Raw genomic sequence first — 15,736 nt, forward strand, 5'->3', positions numbered from 1 at the left:
GGGGTCAAACGAATTTGGTGGGCTCTTAACTATTTCATCATAGAATCAATTGCACAAGGCTACTTTTTCAAAAAAGTAGGGTTCTTTTCACTTTATAAATACCAGACTCTAAGCCAATTTAGAACCGCTTTAGAGTCTGGTATCCTTTTTCATTTCTTTTGCTTTATACATTGCCTCATCAGCTGTCTTCAATAATTCCTGTAGAGTCTTTCCCTCATCGGGATAAATGGAAAATCCAATGGAGGCACTTATCATAGGCAAATTATCAACTTTTTCTCCCTTCAACTTTTGGTTAAGTGCATCTAGATAAACAAACTTAAACTCTTCCTGATAACCGGGGACAAGCATCACAAATTCATCCCCACCCCACCGCGCTATCAAGTGTTTCTTCTTTCCGAAATCATTCAAAATGGATGCCACATGAACCAATATGTCATCACCCATCTGATGTCCGAACGAATCATTGATTTCTTTAAAATTGTTCAGGTCTAACATCAAAATGCCAAGCTTCTTTCCTTCTTTCCCACAAGCCATTGCAAGCTTCGGAAAAGACCGTTCCAACGATCGACGATTATACGTATTCGTCAAAGGATCTTTCTCAGAATAGTACTGTACAAGATCAAACTGCTTTCCGCACCACCATGCAACCGATAAAAAAATAGCTGTCAATATAAAAAAATTCGCTTTGAAAGGTAACTCTAAGTATTGATGGTAATAAAAATACCGAAGGACATTGAAGAGACCGACGACTCCGACTGCAAAAACCCTTCCCTTATACCCCACAAGCGTCACTCTTTTCTTTGTTTTACTAAAAGGACATTATAACATTCAGGATGCGTCTACAACATTACATAAAGTGCTGGTATTATGATTGTAATGCTATTGAAAGCCAACCAAATTGACATGCAATAGCGAATTCCGTATAGTAAGTGGCGATGATCATAATCGGGGTGAATCGTTTGAACTCAAGCTTTGAATTACAAAATTTAGATCTAATCGATTTATTGAGTGAGCGTCATAGCCTGGTTCGTAAAATTTCAGAACAGGCATGGAACGATCAGAGTGATATTTATATTTCAAATTCCGAATGGTATATTATGGCCCGCATTTATAAAAAACAGCCTACTCTTTCATATATAAACAAACATGTAGAAATTTCCCGCCAAGCCATCCATAAATTCATTAAACAACTTGCTGCAAAAGAGCTCATCGTAATCCATAACGTAGAGAACAACAAAAAAGAGAAATGCGTTCAGTTAACGGCTTTAGGAGAAGCATGCTACGAAAAAAACGAGGCGTTGAAAGCTCAACTGGAACAGAAAATTGCAGAAAAAATAGGTGCTGAGCAAGTAAAGCTTTTGAAGGATTTATTAACACTTGAGTGGGGAATCGACTCAAAATGACTAGATGAAGCTCAAATAAGCACCTCCTCTTTGTCGACGTCGTTGACAAAGAGGAGGTGCTTTGTATTTTTCCAAGACATGACAGTGATTTAAAAATAAATATTGTTTTAGAACCTTTTCATTCAAATCGCAAACTGGCTTTCGTATAGCTCATAATAAAAGCCTTTCTTTTCGAGCAGTTCTTCGTGCGTGCCCGATTCAATCAGTTCCCCATGACGGATGACTAAAATGCGATCAGCACTTTCGATCGTTTTTAAACGGTGAGCAATGACGAAACTCGTTCGGCCTTGTAATAATTGATTGAGCCCCCGTTGAATCTCAATTTCCGTTTTCGTATCAACACTCGATGTCGCTTCATCTAAAATCAATATATCCGAATCGGCTAAAATTGCACGGGCGATGGCGATCAATTGACGTTGCCCTTGACTTAAACTGGAGCCTCCAGACATGATATGCGTTTTATACTGCTCGGGCAAATGTTTGATAAATCCATGTGCAGAAGCCATTTTGGCGGCAGAAACGACTTCTTCATCCGTTGCTTCCAAACGACCGTAACGGATATTTTCCATAATCGTCCCTGAAAATAGATAGGTATCTTGAAGGACAATGCCAATTCTTTCGCGCAACTGATCGAGTTCATAATCCTTAATTCTGCGACCATCAATCATAATTTCTCCGGAATCAATATCATAAAAGCGCAGCAATAGATTGATGATCGTCGTTTTCCCTGAACCAGTCGGACCTACCAAAGCCACTTTCTCACCCGGTTTGGCATGAAAGCTAATCGATTTTAAGATCGGCTTATCGGCCTCATAAGAAAAGTTCACATTGGAAAACTGGACATCCCCTTGAAAAGAATCGATCGCGATCGCATTCTTTTTAGTTTGGACATCTGGCGTCTCATCCATAATTTCAAATACCCGCTCTGCTCCGGCAATCGCGGACTGAAAAGTATTGAGCAAACTGGACAGCTGGTTAATCGGCCGGAAAAACTGACGTGAATACGTAACAAACGCAGCGATAATTCCTACGGTAGCCAATTCGTGCAATGTCAGCAATGCTCCTATTGCAATGATCAGCGTAAGTCCAAGGTTGTTAATAAAGTTATTGATCGGGCCCATAAATCCTGAAACTGTGTCAGCCGCGGTTGCTGACTGTCGCAGCCTTTCATTGACGACATCGAATTTACGAAATGTCTTTTCTTCCTGGCTGAACAGTGAAATCACTTCGTTTCCTGAAATGGCTTCTTCGATAAAACCGTTCAATTCGCCTAAATCTCGCTGTCTTTTAATAAAATTACTAATGCTATACTTAATAATCTTTTTCGTTGTAAAAATGATCAACGGTAGAACGATTAGCGATACGATCGCTAGCATCCAATTCAATAAGAACATCGCTATCGTAACACCTGACACCATTAAAATAGTAGAAATAATTTGGACGACACTCTGACTCAGCGCATTATTTAAACTTTCAATGTCATTCGTCACGCGGCTCATTAAGTCGCCATGCGCACGTTTATCAAAAAAACGCAACGATAATGTCTGAAACTTATCAAATAAATCCTGACGCAACATGCGGATCGTTTGAAGTGATACACGAACCATCAAAAAGTTATGCAACCATGTGAGTATGGAAGAAAGAATATAAATGGCGGCTAATAGAAATAACAGTCGAATGGTCCCGCTGATATCCTTCGGAATGATATAGTCATCGACAATCTTGCCGATTAAATAAGGCACTAGCAATCCTAATAATGTAGACAAGATGACTAAAACCATTGAGCTGATGATCGCCACTCTCTGTTTACTCATATACGTCCATATTCGCTTAATGGTCCCTTTTCTGTCCTTCGCTTTGACGACTGGGCCGCCAAATCCTCTTGGACCGCGCGCCCGGGCCACTATATTGGCGGCAGGTTGTTCGGAAGCTTTACTCATAGGAAAGAACCCCCTTCCCGCTTTGCGTTTCATAGATTTCACGATAAATACTACTCGTTAGTAGCAATTCTTCATGGGAGCCACTTGCTTTAATTCTTCCATCATCCAATACAAGAATTTGATCGGCATCGATAATCGAAGACACTTTCGAGGAAATGATGAACTTAGTCGTATTTGGATAGCACTGCTTCAACACTTGTTGAACTGAAGCTTCCGAGAGGGCATCGATGGCAGAAGTCGAGTCATCCAATACTAAAATGTTAGGCTGTCTAATAAAAGCACGCGCCATCGATAGACGCTGTTTCTGACCACCGGATAAATTCGTCGCCCCTTGCATCAGCTCATGCGCAAACTCCCCATCCAATTTCCCGATAAATTCAGTAGCTACAGCAAAATCAGCCGCTTCCTTCATTTCCTTAAGTCCCGCATCTTCTTTACCATAACGAAGATTTTCTTCAATCGTCCCTGAAAATAACAGTGCTTTTTGTGGGATAAAACCGATGCTCTCCCTTAACCTTTTTAGCGAATATGCTTTACTATTTATCCCGTCAATAAGAATTTCTCCCGAATCCGGGTCATAGAGACGTGGAAGCAATTTGACAAGCGTCGATTTCCCACTCCCCGTCGATCCGATGATGCCGATCGTTTCACCTGCTTTTGCCCGAAACGTAATGTCTTTCAGCACATGCTCCCCATTTTTACTGTAACTAAAGTTCACATGTCTAAACTCCACATCTCCCCTTGTTTCTAAAACTGGAGCTCCTGTTACAACATCCTGAATACTACTTTCCGTGCTCAACACTTGCCCGATTCGATTTACTGACGTAAACGACCGGGTAATCTGCATAAGCACATGGCTACTCGTCATTAGTCCATGCATAATAATATTCAAGTAATTAATAAAAGCTAAAATGACGCCCACTTGAAGCGTCCCTTCGTTTACTTTTATCGCTCCCATCCACATACCGGCAACGACGCCCAGATTGACGACAAAAAGCATAATAGGCATCAATGACAGAATCATTTGCTCAGCAGCCAGATTCCGCTTTGTTAACGTCTCATTCACCTTACGAAACGTTTCTTGCTCATACCCCTGCCGATTAAACGCTTTGATCACCCGAATACCCGCAAACGTTTCTTGAAGCTTGGTATTCACCGCATCCATCGCTTTTTGTACTTTGACGAACAGCTTTCCGGATTGAGAAGAAAAATAATAAATAAAGGCCATCAAGATAGGAATCACTACTACGAGTACCGGAAACAATTCACGAGCTGTCAACCAAACAATCACCACAGCACCAATAAACAATAGTGGTCCCCGTACAAAGATACGCAACGTCATCATTACGGCTTGCTGAACAGCTGTTACATCGTTCGTTAAAATGGTAATTAATTTTCCAGCGCTAAACGTATCAATCGTGTCACTTGAAAACCTTTCTGCCTTTTTGAAAACATCCCGACGTATATCCGCTGCAAAATTAACAGCTGCTTTCGTACTATAAATCGAACTTCCAGCCCCACCAATTAAACCGATAAAAGCGGTCACAATCATAAATAAGCCCATTTTTATCACATAGGCATTGTCATTATTTGCGATTCCCACGTCGATCATATGCTGCATAATCGTCGGCTGCAGTAGATCCATTGCCACTTCGATACACATCAAAAGCGGACCTAAAATCGCAAAAAGGGTATAAGGCTTAATATATGGAAATAGTTTTTTCAGGGAATTCATTACTTCCCTCCCCCGTTATCTTTCTTGAGTAATTCCGTCATTTCTTCTAGGAGTGTAACTAGTTTCCCGGATTTTTCTGGCTCTTGTCTTGCTTGTTTGACCGCCTTTCGTAGCTCTGTTTCCCATGCCTCCATCACAGACTTTAGCTGAATAGCTTCTTCAGAGCTTTGCCAAACTAAGCGCGCTTTCCACTCGCTCCAAAAATCGCCTTCACGGCGTTTTTTAAATTCTTCCAAACGTTTTTTTCCGTTTTCTTTAATGAAATACGTCTTTTTAACGGATGCAGGTTCCAAATCGATCATATCTTGTTCCACTAATTCTTGAAGCGCCGGGTAAACGGTACCCGCACTCGCTGAATAGAATCCATCTGCCCGCTCTTCCAATTCCTTCATGATTCGATAGCCATGCATCGACTCTTCCTTAAGCAAATGCAAGATCGCTATTTGTACAAACCCTCTCCGCCTTCTCACCTAAATCCTCTCCCCATTCGATATATCGATTATATTAATCGATATATCGAGTGAATGCAATCGTAATAAAAAATAACAAAATCGGCCCTCTAGAAGGAGCCGATTTTGTCGTAGTTCTATTATGAAACTAATAAGCAATACCCACTCGTGCTTTCAAGAATTCTTTATTAGTACTCTGTTGATAAGTAAAAGCTGCCGTATCCTCCACGGATATGACCGCTCCACCTTCAGGCAAGAAATTTCGTTCGACACGATAATTCCCCGTAAACTCCCCATCCGGTAAATAAGTGGGACAGACAATCGTCCAATCACAGTCTGACTGATTAAGTATTTCATACGCTTTATGATGCTCTTCCGCTGCACGTGTGAGCTGACGTTTCGATTCAGTCGACTGATAGCGGAGCACATCTGGTGTTGTTCTGCTTTGTAGGATGCCAGCTGTTCCGACTGTGATAATCCTTTTAATATTTTCTTTTTCCATCTCTTCCAGGATCAACGGCATACTTTCGGACAAAGTCGTTGTCTGATCTGTATTTAACGCACTGATGACGAGATCCATCCCGGACATCGCACGTTCAATGTCCTGCTTGTTTAAAACATTCCCTTGAACAATTTGTAAATTTTTATCCTGTCGTGTCATTTTTTCCGGATTACGGACAAACGCAGTCACATGATGGCCATCACGCAACGCATGCGCAACCACTCGACTTCCAACCCGACCGGTTGCACCTAAAACTAAAATCTTCATGAGAAACACCTTCCTTCTACAAACAGTATAGATGAACTGAGGTGCTCCTAGAAATAATGGACTGGTTTTTACTGAACTAAACAAGTAAATTTTATAGCAGTTCGCAATCCATTTTTAATGGGGCGACTGTCCATAAAAAGGCTCGTTTCATTAAGTATTCAATAACATCTTACCTGCATTATAAAGAAGTTTTATCAGACGCACTCAACCGTCCAATTACTTCCGCTAGCAAGTTCGTCCGCTCGACGAATGATGGTATTTCCAAATATTCATTTTCACTATGTGCGTTACCACCAACCGGACCTAATCCATCTACCGTTGGAACGCCTTTTGCAGATGTGAAGGATGCATCAGATCCGCCGCCCGTTGCAATGTCCGTAATCTTGATTCCTAGCTCTGCACCGATTTTACCGATTGTGTCAAGCAGCCCAATTGTCTGCTCGTTTTTCACCATTGGCGGTCGATTAATGCCTCCTTCCAGTACAATTGAGGTTCCTGGAACGTCAGCTGTTGCACAAATTTCTCGCACCTGACGATCAAGCATAGACGCCTGGTCCATCTGGCTAATGCGAATGTCCACATGAGCGGCCGCAGAAGGGGCAATCGTGTTAACCGACTCTCCACCCTCGATGAGACCTGTACTGACACTAATCCCGGCTCCATGGTCAGTCAATGCATGTAGTTTCAAAATTTTATGGGCCAATTCTTCAATTGCGCTAATGCCGTTTTGCGGTTCTATACCGGCATGGGCCGCCTTCCCCTTGACGTAAACCGAGTACCTGCCTCCGCCTTTTCGCGCACTAACAAGTGAGCCGTCTTTCCGAGCTGGTTCCATAATTAGTGCATATTTTTTTCCGACCGATTGCTCTTCAATAAGAGACCTTGACGTTGGCGAACCGATTTCCTCGTCCCCATTCAATACGATTTGCACATTTTCGAATCCGCCGCGGTTTTCTGCAATCAAAGCCTTCAGTGCATATAGGAGTGCAACTTGACTCCCTTTCATATCAATAACACCCGGACCATATGCCCGATCTCCTTTTATAGTGAAAGGTCTTTTTGCCGCCGTCCCTTCCCGAAAAACCGTATCCATATGGGCAACGATAAGTATTTCAGGTTCAACCGCATCTTGATGTTTGATCAAAAGGTTGTTGCCCTTCTCCTTCTCTTCCACTACTTCAACAGTAAAACCCATCTTTTTATACTCAGTACTTATAATGCGCCCTACTTCATCGATTCCTTTCTTGTTTGTGGAACCCGAATCCGTATTCACGAGCCTTTCCAGTAAGGACAACATTTCGTCTTCTTTCGTTTGTAGGAACTCCTTCAAATTCATCAGCCCTTTCTATACTTAATAATTCGCTTTAACTTTTATAAGTTCAAAGAGTATGATTTTTCATCCAAAGGGATAAGCATGAACAAGATTTCCCTTCCTTCCTTTCGTCGTCACTGCTTGGGACAATGAATTTAATATCGCTTCCTCAGCAACGTCGGCAGCACCTTCGAAAAGATCATTCATGACTGGATGATCCTCTCGTAATTGATGTCGAACTTCCATCGACTCTTTTGTAAAATGTGCTATTTTATGGGCTGTGGAAAAAGCAATAACAATATCTCCACTGCCATGACTGAAATGGCTGCCTGTTCTTCCTAATCCAATACCGCATCTTTTGGCCACTCGCTGAAGCTGTCTACTACTTAGTGGTGCATCCGTAGCCAGCACCAATATAATGGAACCGTCTGCAGTTTTCGGATAGGATGGAACATCCTTATTTTTCGGGATGCTGTATTTTAAAAGTTGAAAATCCTCTTTTCGTCCGAAATTACTAAGGACCATGCAGCCTACGGTATATGTATTTCCACCGCCCTCATCTTTAATAATTCTGGATGAAGAACCGATCCCCCCCTTATAACCAAAACAAATCATTCCTTTACCAGCCCCGATAGCCCCCTCAAGTGCAGCTTCAGTTGACGCTTCTTTTATCGCTGCCACCGCATGACTCGGTTGAATCGGCAAAGCACGAATTGAATTTAACCGGCTATCATTACATTCCCCAACAACCAAATTGATCGTTCCTGTTGTTTCGCCTATCTCAGGATTTTCCTCCAACATATATTGCAAGGTCCCTTGTGTAACTGCAGGCACTGCAAATGTATTGGTGAGCATGATAGGGGACTCAATAAGACCTAGTTCGTTCACCTGTACAAGACCGGTTGTTTTACCGAAGCCATTTAAAACATAACTTGCACCGACAACTTTATGCTTAAATAGATTTTCACCATGTGGCAGAATAGCCGTTACCCCAGTACATGCATTTTCGCCATCACCGTCATCTAACGGGTGATCAAGTGTCACGTGTCCGACCTTCACGCCCTCTACATCAGTAATGCAATTCTTCTTACCAACTGGCAGACGACCAATCAAAATTCCTTTATCTCTAACTTTTTCTGGTACATATCGCTTCAATGTTATTCACCCCAAATATTTTAATAACAGTTGCACTGTAAGAAACATCGTTACATTCTCTTATGAAACAGACCCGGCCATCATAATGGCACTTCGAATCATTCGATAACAATCTAACATGTCATTCATAACGAATGAAATCGTAAGCGGTCCTTCCCTTTTCACAATCGGTAAAATTTCAACGGCATCAGCTAATCCAGTATTTAAAAACTCCATTCTCACGATGAACGGTGGCTCCATTGTAAAAGGGGTAATATCTTCGTGATTCTTCATTGCTTTTTGGGTGCCTTCTTTAATGAGTTCCCTAGCCACCATAGGATGTACATTAAGAGCCGTCGTACGATTTATCGTTTTCTTCACTTCGGCATGATGGATATTCGGCACACATTTCTCCGCTTCAATGGCCACTAAATCACATCCGGAAACAAAGAGAACAGGGACTTTGAAATAACCGGCAACAAGCGCATTTAAACCGAATTCTCCAAGTTCCGTACCATTTATTTCAATCGATTTTACAACCCGGCCATTGAACGTATGGTTGAGGATTCCATCCGACCCCATTTTTGTGTGATAGCCTATAAAAATCGCTGCATCGAAATCTGAACTGATCCCCTCCATCATCGCTAATTTCTTTGGTGAACCTAGAATAAGCTCCGCTTGCATATGTAATTTTTCATGATAGATATTTCGCATCGTTCCATGAGAATCATTGACTACGATTCGCTCAGCTCCCGCTTCCAATGCACCCATAATGCATGCGTTAACCTCTTCTGTCATGAGCATCCTAGCGTAATCATGTTCTTTTCCATCCCGTGCTGTATGTTCACCATGAACAATTCCCGAAACCCCTTCAATATCTGCTGAAATAAAAATATTCATAACTACACCTCCGAACAAGTTATTTTTTCTATAAGTTAAACTAAATAATTTCTTCTAACCGTTGATTTCCGTTCCGAGCGGACGCTTTCCGCAGGCACGGCTAAAGCCTCCTCGTCACTGCGTTCCTGCAGGGTCTTCGGCTAGCGCTGTTCCCGCTGGAGTCGCCGCTCTGCACTCCAATCAACTAAAAAAATAGGTGAAATCATAAATTCAACTTATAAAAGTACTACAACAATAAAAACTCCTACTAATTCGGATTGCCGGATACTGAATTCCGCCCAAATCCTCAATTAGAAGGAGTTATTCATGGATGAGGAGTACAGAAAATCCCACTTCCGTTTTTTACTCATGTATGTTGCACTATTTCAATTAACTCAAAAAACTTTCTATAGAGTAATCTTGTTATTTCTCCGGAAGCTCCGTCGTTTATCTTGTTCCCATCCACATATGCAATCGGCATGACTTCATTCGTTGTACTCGTTATGAATACTTCATCTGCCTGCAATAACTCATCAGGTGTAAACTTTTTTTCAATAAATGGGATCTCGAGCATATCCGCAATATTTTTTACCGCCATGCGCGTAATACCAGGCAGGATTTGTTTCGATAATGGCGTTGTATAGATGGTCTGATCCCTTACCATATATACATTCGAACTGGATCCTTCTGTCACAAAACCATCTTTTACAAGAATTGCCTCATAACCACCTACATCTTGCGCATTTTGCTTGGCCAATATATTAGGCAAAAGGTTTAATGATTTTATATAACAATTTGCCCAACGCTCATCCTCATGGAATATGGCAGTCTTACCGTTTTCACGAATCGCCTCCTCTGTTACACGCATAGGCTTAACCGTTAGCGTGATGGAGACTGGAGCATCTGGAAATAGATGTTGTCTCGGTGAAATGCCTCTTGTAATTTGAATATAGACATCACAGTCCGCCAAACCCGATTTTTCAATCGATTCATCAATAAGTTGTTGGATATCCTCATGGGACTGTTCAACGTTTAATTTAATGGCTATCGCACTCTTGAATAATCTTTGAACATGTTCTTCCAACATAAAGGGTTTTCCATGATAGACTCTAATTACTTCATAGACTCCGTCACCAAATTGATGGCCTCTTTCATCGATTGGAATAACGGGTTTGTCGACCGGTATAAATTCGCCATTCACATAACCAATACTCATTACGCATTCCTCCCCATTGAACGCTACATTCCAAAATTAGTGTATTGAGCCATATTACATCGATTTTTCTTTGGATTCAGCACCCGTACGTTTTGTATAATGACTCAGAAATTCTTCGCCCGTCTCAGATAATTTAGTGCCGCCTCTTCCTTGACGCGCGATGACCAATCCCAGTTCTTGCATAACTTCTAACCGTAACCGTAACTGCTGAGCAGATAAATCAAATCCAATTTGCTGTAATTTCTGTTTGACCGTTGTACGACCAAACGATTCAAGTTTTCTTTTACCTTCTAGATAAATTGCCAAAATCGCTAAACTTTCCTCCAAAAAACCATGTTCTTCAATTTTTTTAACCATGGAACTCATTTCTTTTTCCGATAAAGGAACTGCATCTTCAGTTCGATCCTTATCCTCCATGTCTTCTCGTTTCTGTATCAATGGTTTTTTATAGTGAAAGTTGTATTTTTCATTCAATTTTTCGGCTAATGACAGTTGGGATTTGAAAAAACGCTTCATTAATATGTTCAGTTCATCGTCATCATTTAAGTGACTCGCTATTTTCAATACCGTATTAAAATCTAATGTCCTAGGTCCAATATCAATGACATTCTTAAATTGCTTCGGGACAAGCTCTTTTTCTCCAGGAGTAACGATAAGATCGATCTGGGAAGGGATTGGATTGATCGGATCATAAGCAATATATTCTTGCTCAAAGTGAATGTTTTTAAGAGATATCGCTGTCTCCTCTGCATGTTCAAGTGTGTCATTAATGACAAGGATTTGTTGATTCTTGGGTAGACTTAAAAACTCTCTTGTACCTGCTATATTGACTTCCCGTTTTGCAACAATGATTGGACATGACGCCGGGATGAAGGGCCGGGTAATCCCCTTTAATATTTCTTTTGAAAGAATGACGATATCTCCTTCCCCAATGACATCCATCGTCAATTCTTGTAAAGTGATCGCTAATACATCTATTTTGTCTCCAAGAATATCTACTAATTGGTACGCTGCAATATTTAAATAAGCTTCTTGTATCGCTATAACATGAAGTTTACGTTTAGAATGAACCATATTATTCCTTCTGCAACTCCTCTGCGTAATGACACGCTACAAAATGTCCATCCCTTAACTCCTTAAATTCCGGTACCTGCTCTTTGCATAATGATTGTGCAAAAGGACATCGCGTGTGGAATGTGCAACCAGAAGGAGGATTAGCAGGGCTCGGGATATCTCCCTTCAACAGAATTCTTTCTCTTTTTAAAGTGGGATCTGGAATTGGAACTGCACTTAATAATGCCTTCGTATAAGGGTGTAACGGACCTTGGAACAATTCGTCCCTATCCGCCAACTCAACCAATCTCCCTAAATACATAACCCCTACTCGATCTGAAATATGTTCAACCACGCTTAAATCATGGGCAATAAAGACATATGTCAACTTATACTGTTCTTGTAAATCTTTAAGTAAGTTTAGAATTTGAGATTGTATCGAAACATCCAACGCCGAAACCGGTTCGTCTGCAATGATCAATTTCGGATGTACCGCCAACGCCCTTGCGATACCAATCCTTTGGCGTTGACCGCCACTAAATTCATGAGGATAACGATCCGCATGATATTTATTAAGACCGACAACTTCCAGTAATTCAGCAATTCGTTCTGCTCGCTTTTCTTTTTCGAAGTTATGTACAATAAGGGGTTCTTCAATGATCTCCTTCACCGTCAGTCGGGGATTCAGCGATGCGTATGGATCTTGGAACACCATTTGAAACTCTTTCCGATAAGGACGAATCTCGTCATCACTTAAATGCGTAATATCTTTTCCTTCGAAAATAATCTTACCTTCTGTGGCTTCTAATAACTTCATCAATACTCTGCCAGTTGTTGACTTTCCACAACCACTTTCGCCAACGATACTTAACGTTTCCCCTTCTTTTACTGCAAACGAAACGCCATCAACCGCTTTTACATAGTCCTGCTTTTTACTGAATAATTTTCTCTGCAGCGGAAAATATTTTTTAACGTTGTGCACTTCCAACAAGTTCTGGCTCATCGTTCGGCACCTCCTCATGCAACCAGCATCGAACAGAATGCTTTGTAGAAACTTCCTTGTAAGCCGGTTCTTTTTCCCAACAAACCTCCATTGCCAATGGGCATCGAGGTGCAAATTTACATCCTTCAGGCATTCGCGTTGGAATCGGAACATTGCCTGGAATCGATTGCAATCGATCCACTCTTTCTCCCATTTTAGGAATCGAAGCTAATAGCCCTTGTGTGTAAGGGTGTTTAGGATTTGAAAAAATAGAGTAGACATCACTTTCTTCCACTGCACGACCTGCGTACATTACGACGACACGATCACACATTTCCGCAACGACACCCAAATCATGCGTGATAAGCAATATAGCCGTTTCCGCCGTTTTACTCAAATTCCGCATCAAATCCAGTATTTGTGCTTGGATGGTCACATCAAGTGCTGTTGTCGGTTCATCGGCAATTAAAATCTTTGGGTTACAAGCCATGGCCATTGCAATCATTACACGTTGGCGCATACCGCCTGAAAGTTGGTGTGGAAATTCGTCAACAATCGTATCCGGCCTTGAAATACCGACCGCTTTCAACATTTCAATCGCCCGTGCTCTGGCTTCTTTCTTACCGAATTTCAAATGCAATCGGATAGCCTCTTCCAGTTGACGCCCAATTTTGAAAACTGGATTTAAAGAAGTCATAGGTTCCTGGAAAATCATCGCAATGTCATTTCCACGAATTTCCCGCATCTGACTTTCGCTTACTTTGACCAAGTCTTGCCCGTCATAGAGAATTTCCCCACCGGCAATTTGCCCCGGCGTATCTTTCAATAAGCGCATAATCGACAAGGATGTCACACTTTTTCCACTACCGGATTCTCCAACAATCCCAAGCGTTTCGCCTTTCGAAACGGCAAATGAAACCCCATCCACAGCTTTTACAACGCCAGCATCACTTTTAAAATGCGTTTGTAAATTATTTACTTTCAACAATGGATTACCCATAGACCTTACTCCTTTCCTTCATTATCAATCTTTTATTTTTGGATCGAGTGCATCGCGCAATCCATCACCTAATAAGTTAAATACGAGTACGGTAAAAAATATCGCAAGCCCTGGAAACAAGGTAACATGTGGAGCTATATTCAAATAATCCCGCCCACCACTTAACATGGCTCCCCACTCAGGCGAAGGTGGCTGCGCCCCCAGTCCTAAGAAACTCAAACTGGCAGCTGTTAAAATGGCCGACCCAATTCGCATTGTAAAATAAACGATAATGCTAGAAATGGTACCTGGGAAAATATGCTTCCAAATAATACGTCGCGGTTGCGCGCCAATCGATTTTGTCGCCTCCACATATAAGGTCGATTTCACAGCTAACGTTGAACTTCTAACAATCCGGGCAAACACCGGAATACTGAAAATCGCAACTGCAACGATGACGTTACCCAGACCAGGTCCTAAAATTGCGATAATACCAATTGCCAATAGTATACCAGGAAAAGCGAGTAAGACATCACAAATCCGCATGATGATCCGGTCAATCCATTTTCCGTAGTAACCTGCTAACAATCCAAAAACCGTCCCACCGACGGCACCAAGTAAAACAGAAGACAAGCCAACAAATAAGGAAATTTGTGTCCCAGCAATAATCCGACTGAAAATATCCCTACCATAGGCGTCCGTACCTGCCCAATGCTTGGCTGATGGACCTGAAAGAACATTTTCATAATCTGGTTCCGCTATGTCGTAAGGTGCGATAAATGGACCGACGACAGCAAGGATCATAAGGAACAGCACTAAAAAGAATGAGATGAACGCAAGTTTTTGTTTTTTGAACTTCCTCCAAAACTCGGAAAAAGGTGTTCGCGTCTTCATCTGTTCCGACGTCATTTGCATATACGCTTCTTTTTTGGACAGCTTTATTTCAACCACTCTGGTCCCTCCTTACTCATATCGGATCTGTGGATTTAAAACACCATATAACAGATCGACAATTAGATTTATTAAAATGAATTCGAAAGCGAATATTAACATTTCCGCTTGAATAACCGGATAATCCCGATAAGCAACTGAGTCTATTAACAGTTTCCCTAGACCTGGCCAGCTAAATACACTTTCAATAACGACAGAGCCACCGAGTAGAAAGCCAAATTGTAAGCCCGTCATCGTCACAACTGGGATCATCGCATTTCTTAAACCGTGTCCCCAAATAACGCTATGCTCATTTAACCCCTTCGATCTACCCGTACGAATATAATCTTCTTTCAATACATCCATTAGAGATGATCTTGTAAAGCGAGCAACGACCGCTGCAACACCAGTTCCAAGCGTGAAGGATGGAAGAATATAGCTTTTCCATGATTCCATTCCCCCGGTTGGGAACCAGCCAAGCGTGACGGCAAATAACTGAATGAGCATCAGCCCAAGCCAAAATGACGGCAAAGACAAACCTGAAACAGCGCTGAACATGCCTAAATAATCTTGCCACTTATTTCTTTTGGTTGCGGAAACAACCCCAATGATCAATCCGACAACGACTGCCCAAACCATACTCCATACAGTTAACCAAAAAGTCGGCATAAAACGTTCGCCTATTTCCTCCGTAACCGGTCGTTTCGTCTTCAGTGATGTTCCTAAATCCCCTTGGAATAGATTAGTCATGTATGTAATGTATTGCTCATGCATTGGCTTATCTAAACCTAATTCTTTTCTCACTAATTCCACGTCTTCAAGAGTTGCATCTTCTCCTGCAACAAGACGAGCTGGGTCACCAGGTATCATATGTACGAAAAGAAAGATGAGGATGGAGACCAATAACAAAATCGGTATGATCTCTAGTAGTCTCTTCATGAGAAAGCGAAGCATT

General features: G+C 41.6%; 15 protein-coding genes. 1 reads left to right on the forward strand and 14 read right to left on the reverse strand.

The features are described 5' to 3' along the window. Positions 1–129 precede the first annotated feature (129 nt). Complete coding sequence (locus ACFPRA_RS11885; RefSeq protein WP_381434511.1) at positions 130–783, reverse strand: GGDEF domain-containing protein; 654 nt, start codon at positions 781–783, stop codon at positions 130–132. A gap of 176 nt (positions 784–959) precedes the next feature. Here ACFPRA_RS11885 and ACFPRA_RS11890 point away from each other — a divergent pair, with 176 nt between their 5' ends. Continuing rightward, a complete protein-coding gene (locus tag ACFPRA_RS11890) occupies positions 960–1,403 on the forward strand; it encodes a MarR family winged helix-turn-helix transcriptional regulator (protein WP_381434514.1) in 444 nt (147 codons plus the stop codon). Between the two features lie 122 nt (positions 1,404–1,525). On the opposite strand, the gene ACFPRA_RS11895 is transcribed toward ACFPRA_RS11890, so the two are convergent. The 13 genes from ACFPRA_RS11895 to gsiC all read right to left on the reverse strand — a co-directional run bounded on the left by ACFPRA_RS11895 (position 1,526) and on the right by gsiC (position 15,735). Then, positions 1,526–3,343, reverse strand: a complete 1,818-nt coding sequence (locus tag ACFPRA_RS11895; RefSeq protein WP_381434517.1) for an ABC transporter ATP-binding protein — start codon at positions 3,341–3,343, stop codon at positions 1,526–1,528. Next, positions 3,336–5,078, reverse strand: a complete 1,743-nt coding sequence (locus ACFPRA_RS11900; RefSeq protein WP_381434520.1) for an ABC transporter ATP-binding protein — start codon at positions 5,076–5,078, stop codon at positions 3,336–3,338. The genes ACFPRA_RS11895 and ACFPRA_RS11900 overlap by 8 nt, the downstream gene beginning before the upstream one ends. After that, entirely contained in the window at positions 5,078–5,548 is a 471-nt protein-coding gene (locus ACFPRA_RS11905) for a PadR family transcriptional regulator (protein ID WP_381434523.1), read from the reverse strand. The genes ACFPRA_RS11900 and ACFPRA_RS11905 overlap by 1 nt, the downstream gene beginning before the upstream one ends. 127 nt (positions 5,549–5,675) lie before the next feature. Beyond that, the gene (locus ACFPRA_RS11910) at positions 5,676–6,296 is read right to left on the reverse strand and encodes an NAD(P)-dependent oxidoreductase (protein ID WP_381434526.1); all 621 of its coding nucleotides are present in this window, start codon (positions 6,294–6,296) and stop codon (positions 5,676–5,678) included. Between the two features lie 178 nt (positions 6,297–6,474). Then, positions 6,475–7,632: a M20 family metallopeptidase gene (locus ACFPRA_RS11915; protein ID WP_381434529.1), complete on the reverse strand. Its 1,158-nt coding sequence runs from the start codon at positions 7,630–7,632 to the stop codon at positions 6,475–6,477. Positions 7,633–7,692: 60 nt separating this feature from the next. Continuing rightward, a complete protein-coding gene (locus ACFPRA_RS11920) occupies positions 7,693–8,763 on the reverse strand; it encodes a P1 family peptidase (protein ID WP_381434532.1) in 1,071 nt (356 codons plus the stop codon). Positions 8,764–8,823: 60 nt separating this feature from the next. Beyond that, the gene (locus ACFPRA_RS11925) at positions 8,824–9,642 is read right to left on the reverse strand and encodes a M55 family metallopeptidase (RefSeq protein WP_381434535.1); all 819 of its coding nucleotides are present in this window, start codon (positions 9,640–9,642) and stop codon (positions 8,824–8,826) included. Positions 9,643–9,988: 346 nt separating this feature from the next. Further along, complete coding sequence (gene dat / locus ACFPRA_RS11930) at positions 9,989–10,837, reverse strand: D-amino-acid transaminase (RefSeq protein WP_381434538.1); 849 nt, start codon at positions 10,835–10,837, stop codon at positions 9,989–9,991. A 54-nt stretch (positions 10,838–10,891) separates the two neighbouring features. Then, positions 10,892–11,911 carry a winged-helix domain-containing protein gene (locus ACFPRA_RS11935; RefSeq protein ID WP_381434541.1) on the reverse strand — a complete coding sequence of 340 codons (1,020 nt, stop codon included), beginning with the start codon at positions 11,909–11,911 and terminating at the stop codon, positions 10,892–10,894. A gap of 1 nt (position 11,912) precedes the next feature. After that, positions 11,913–12,893: an ABC transporter ATP-binding protein gene (locus ACFPRA_RS11940; RefSeq protein WP_381434545.1), complete on the reverse strand. Its 981-nt coding sequence runs from the start codon at positions 12,891–12,893 to the stop codon at positions 11,913–11,915. After that, positions 12,859–13,872: an ABC transporter ATP-binding protein gene (locus ACFPRA_RS11945; RefSeq protein ID WP_239392640.1), complete on the reverse strand. Its 1,014-nt coding sequence runs from the start codon at positions 13,870–13,872 to the stop codon at positions 12,859–12,861. The genes ACFPRA_RS11940 and ACFPRA_RS11945 overlap by 35 nt, the downstream gene beginning before the upstream one ends. Positions 13,873–13,896: 24 nt before the next feature. Then, a complete protein-coding gene (locus ACFPRA_RS11950; protein ID WP_381434888.1) occupies positions 13,897–14,766 on the reverse strand; it encodes an ABC transporter permease subunit in 870 nt (289 codons plus the stop codon). Positions 14,767–14,814: 48 nt separating this feature from the next. Beyond that, entirely contained in the window at positions 14,815–15,735 is a 921-nt protein-coding gene (gsiC, locus tag ACFPRA_RS11955; RefSeq protein WP_381434549.1) for a glutathione ABC transporter permease GsiC, read from the reverse strand. Position 15,736: the final 1 nt, after the last annotated feature.

This window comes from Sporosarcina soli, from assembly GCF_042655805.1.
Taxonomy (GTDB): Bacteria; Bacillota; Bacilli; order Bacillales_A; family Planococcaceae; genus Sporosarcina; species Sporosarcina soli.

Excerpts from the sequence above, each read along its gene's own strand:
- ACFPRA_RS11895 (WP_381434517.1), bottom strand. The coding sequence starts at position 3,343 with ATGAGTAAAGCTTCCGAACAACCTGCCGCCAATATAGTGGCCCGGGCG.
- ACFPRA_RS11900 (WP_381434520.1), bottom strand. The coding sequence starts at position 5,078 with ATGAATTCCCTGAAAAAACTATTTCCATATATTAAGCCTTATACCCTT.
- ACFPRA_RS11910 (WP_381434526.1), bottom strand. The coding sequence starts at position 6,296 with ATGAAGATTTTAGTTTTAGGTGCAACCGGTCGGGTTGGAAGTCGAGTG.
- ACFPRA_RS11915 (WP_381434529.1), bottom strand. The coding sequence starts at position 7,632 with ATGAATTTGAAGGAGTTCCTACAAACGAAAGAAGACGAAATGTTGTCC.
- ACFPRA_RS11925 (WP_381434535.1), bottom strand. The coding sequence starts at position 9,642 with ATGAATATTTTTATTTCAGCAGATATTGAAGGGGTTTCGGGAATTGTT.
- dat (WP_381434538.1), bottom strand. The coding sequence starts at position 10,837 with ATGAGTATTGGTTATGTGAATGGCGAATTTATACCGGTCGACAAACCC.
- ACFPRA_RS11935 (WP_381434541.1), bottom strand. The coding sequence starts at position 11,911 with ATGGTTCATTCTAAACGTAAACTTCATGTTATAGCGATACAAGAAGCT.
- ACFPRA_RS11940 (WP_381434545.1), bottom strand. The coding sequence starts at position 12,893 with ATGAGCCAGAACTTGTTGGAAGTGCACAACGTTAAAAAATATTTTCCG.
- ACFPRA_RS11945 (WP_239392640.1), bottom strand. The coding sequence starts at position 13,872 with ATGGGTAATCCATTGTTGAAAGTAAATAATTTACAAACGCATTTTAAA.
- ACFPRA_RS11950 (WP_381434888.1), bottom strand. The coding sequence starts at position 14,766 with ATGCAAATGACGTCGGAACAGATGAAGACGCGAACACCTTTTTCCGAG.
- gsiC (WP_381434549.1), bottom strand. The coding sequence starts at position 15,735 with ATGCTTCGCTTTCTCATGAAGAGACTACTAGAGATCATACCGATTTTG.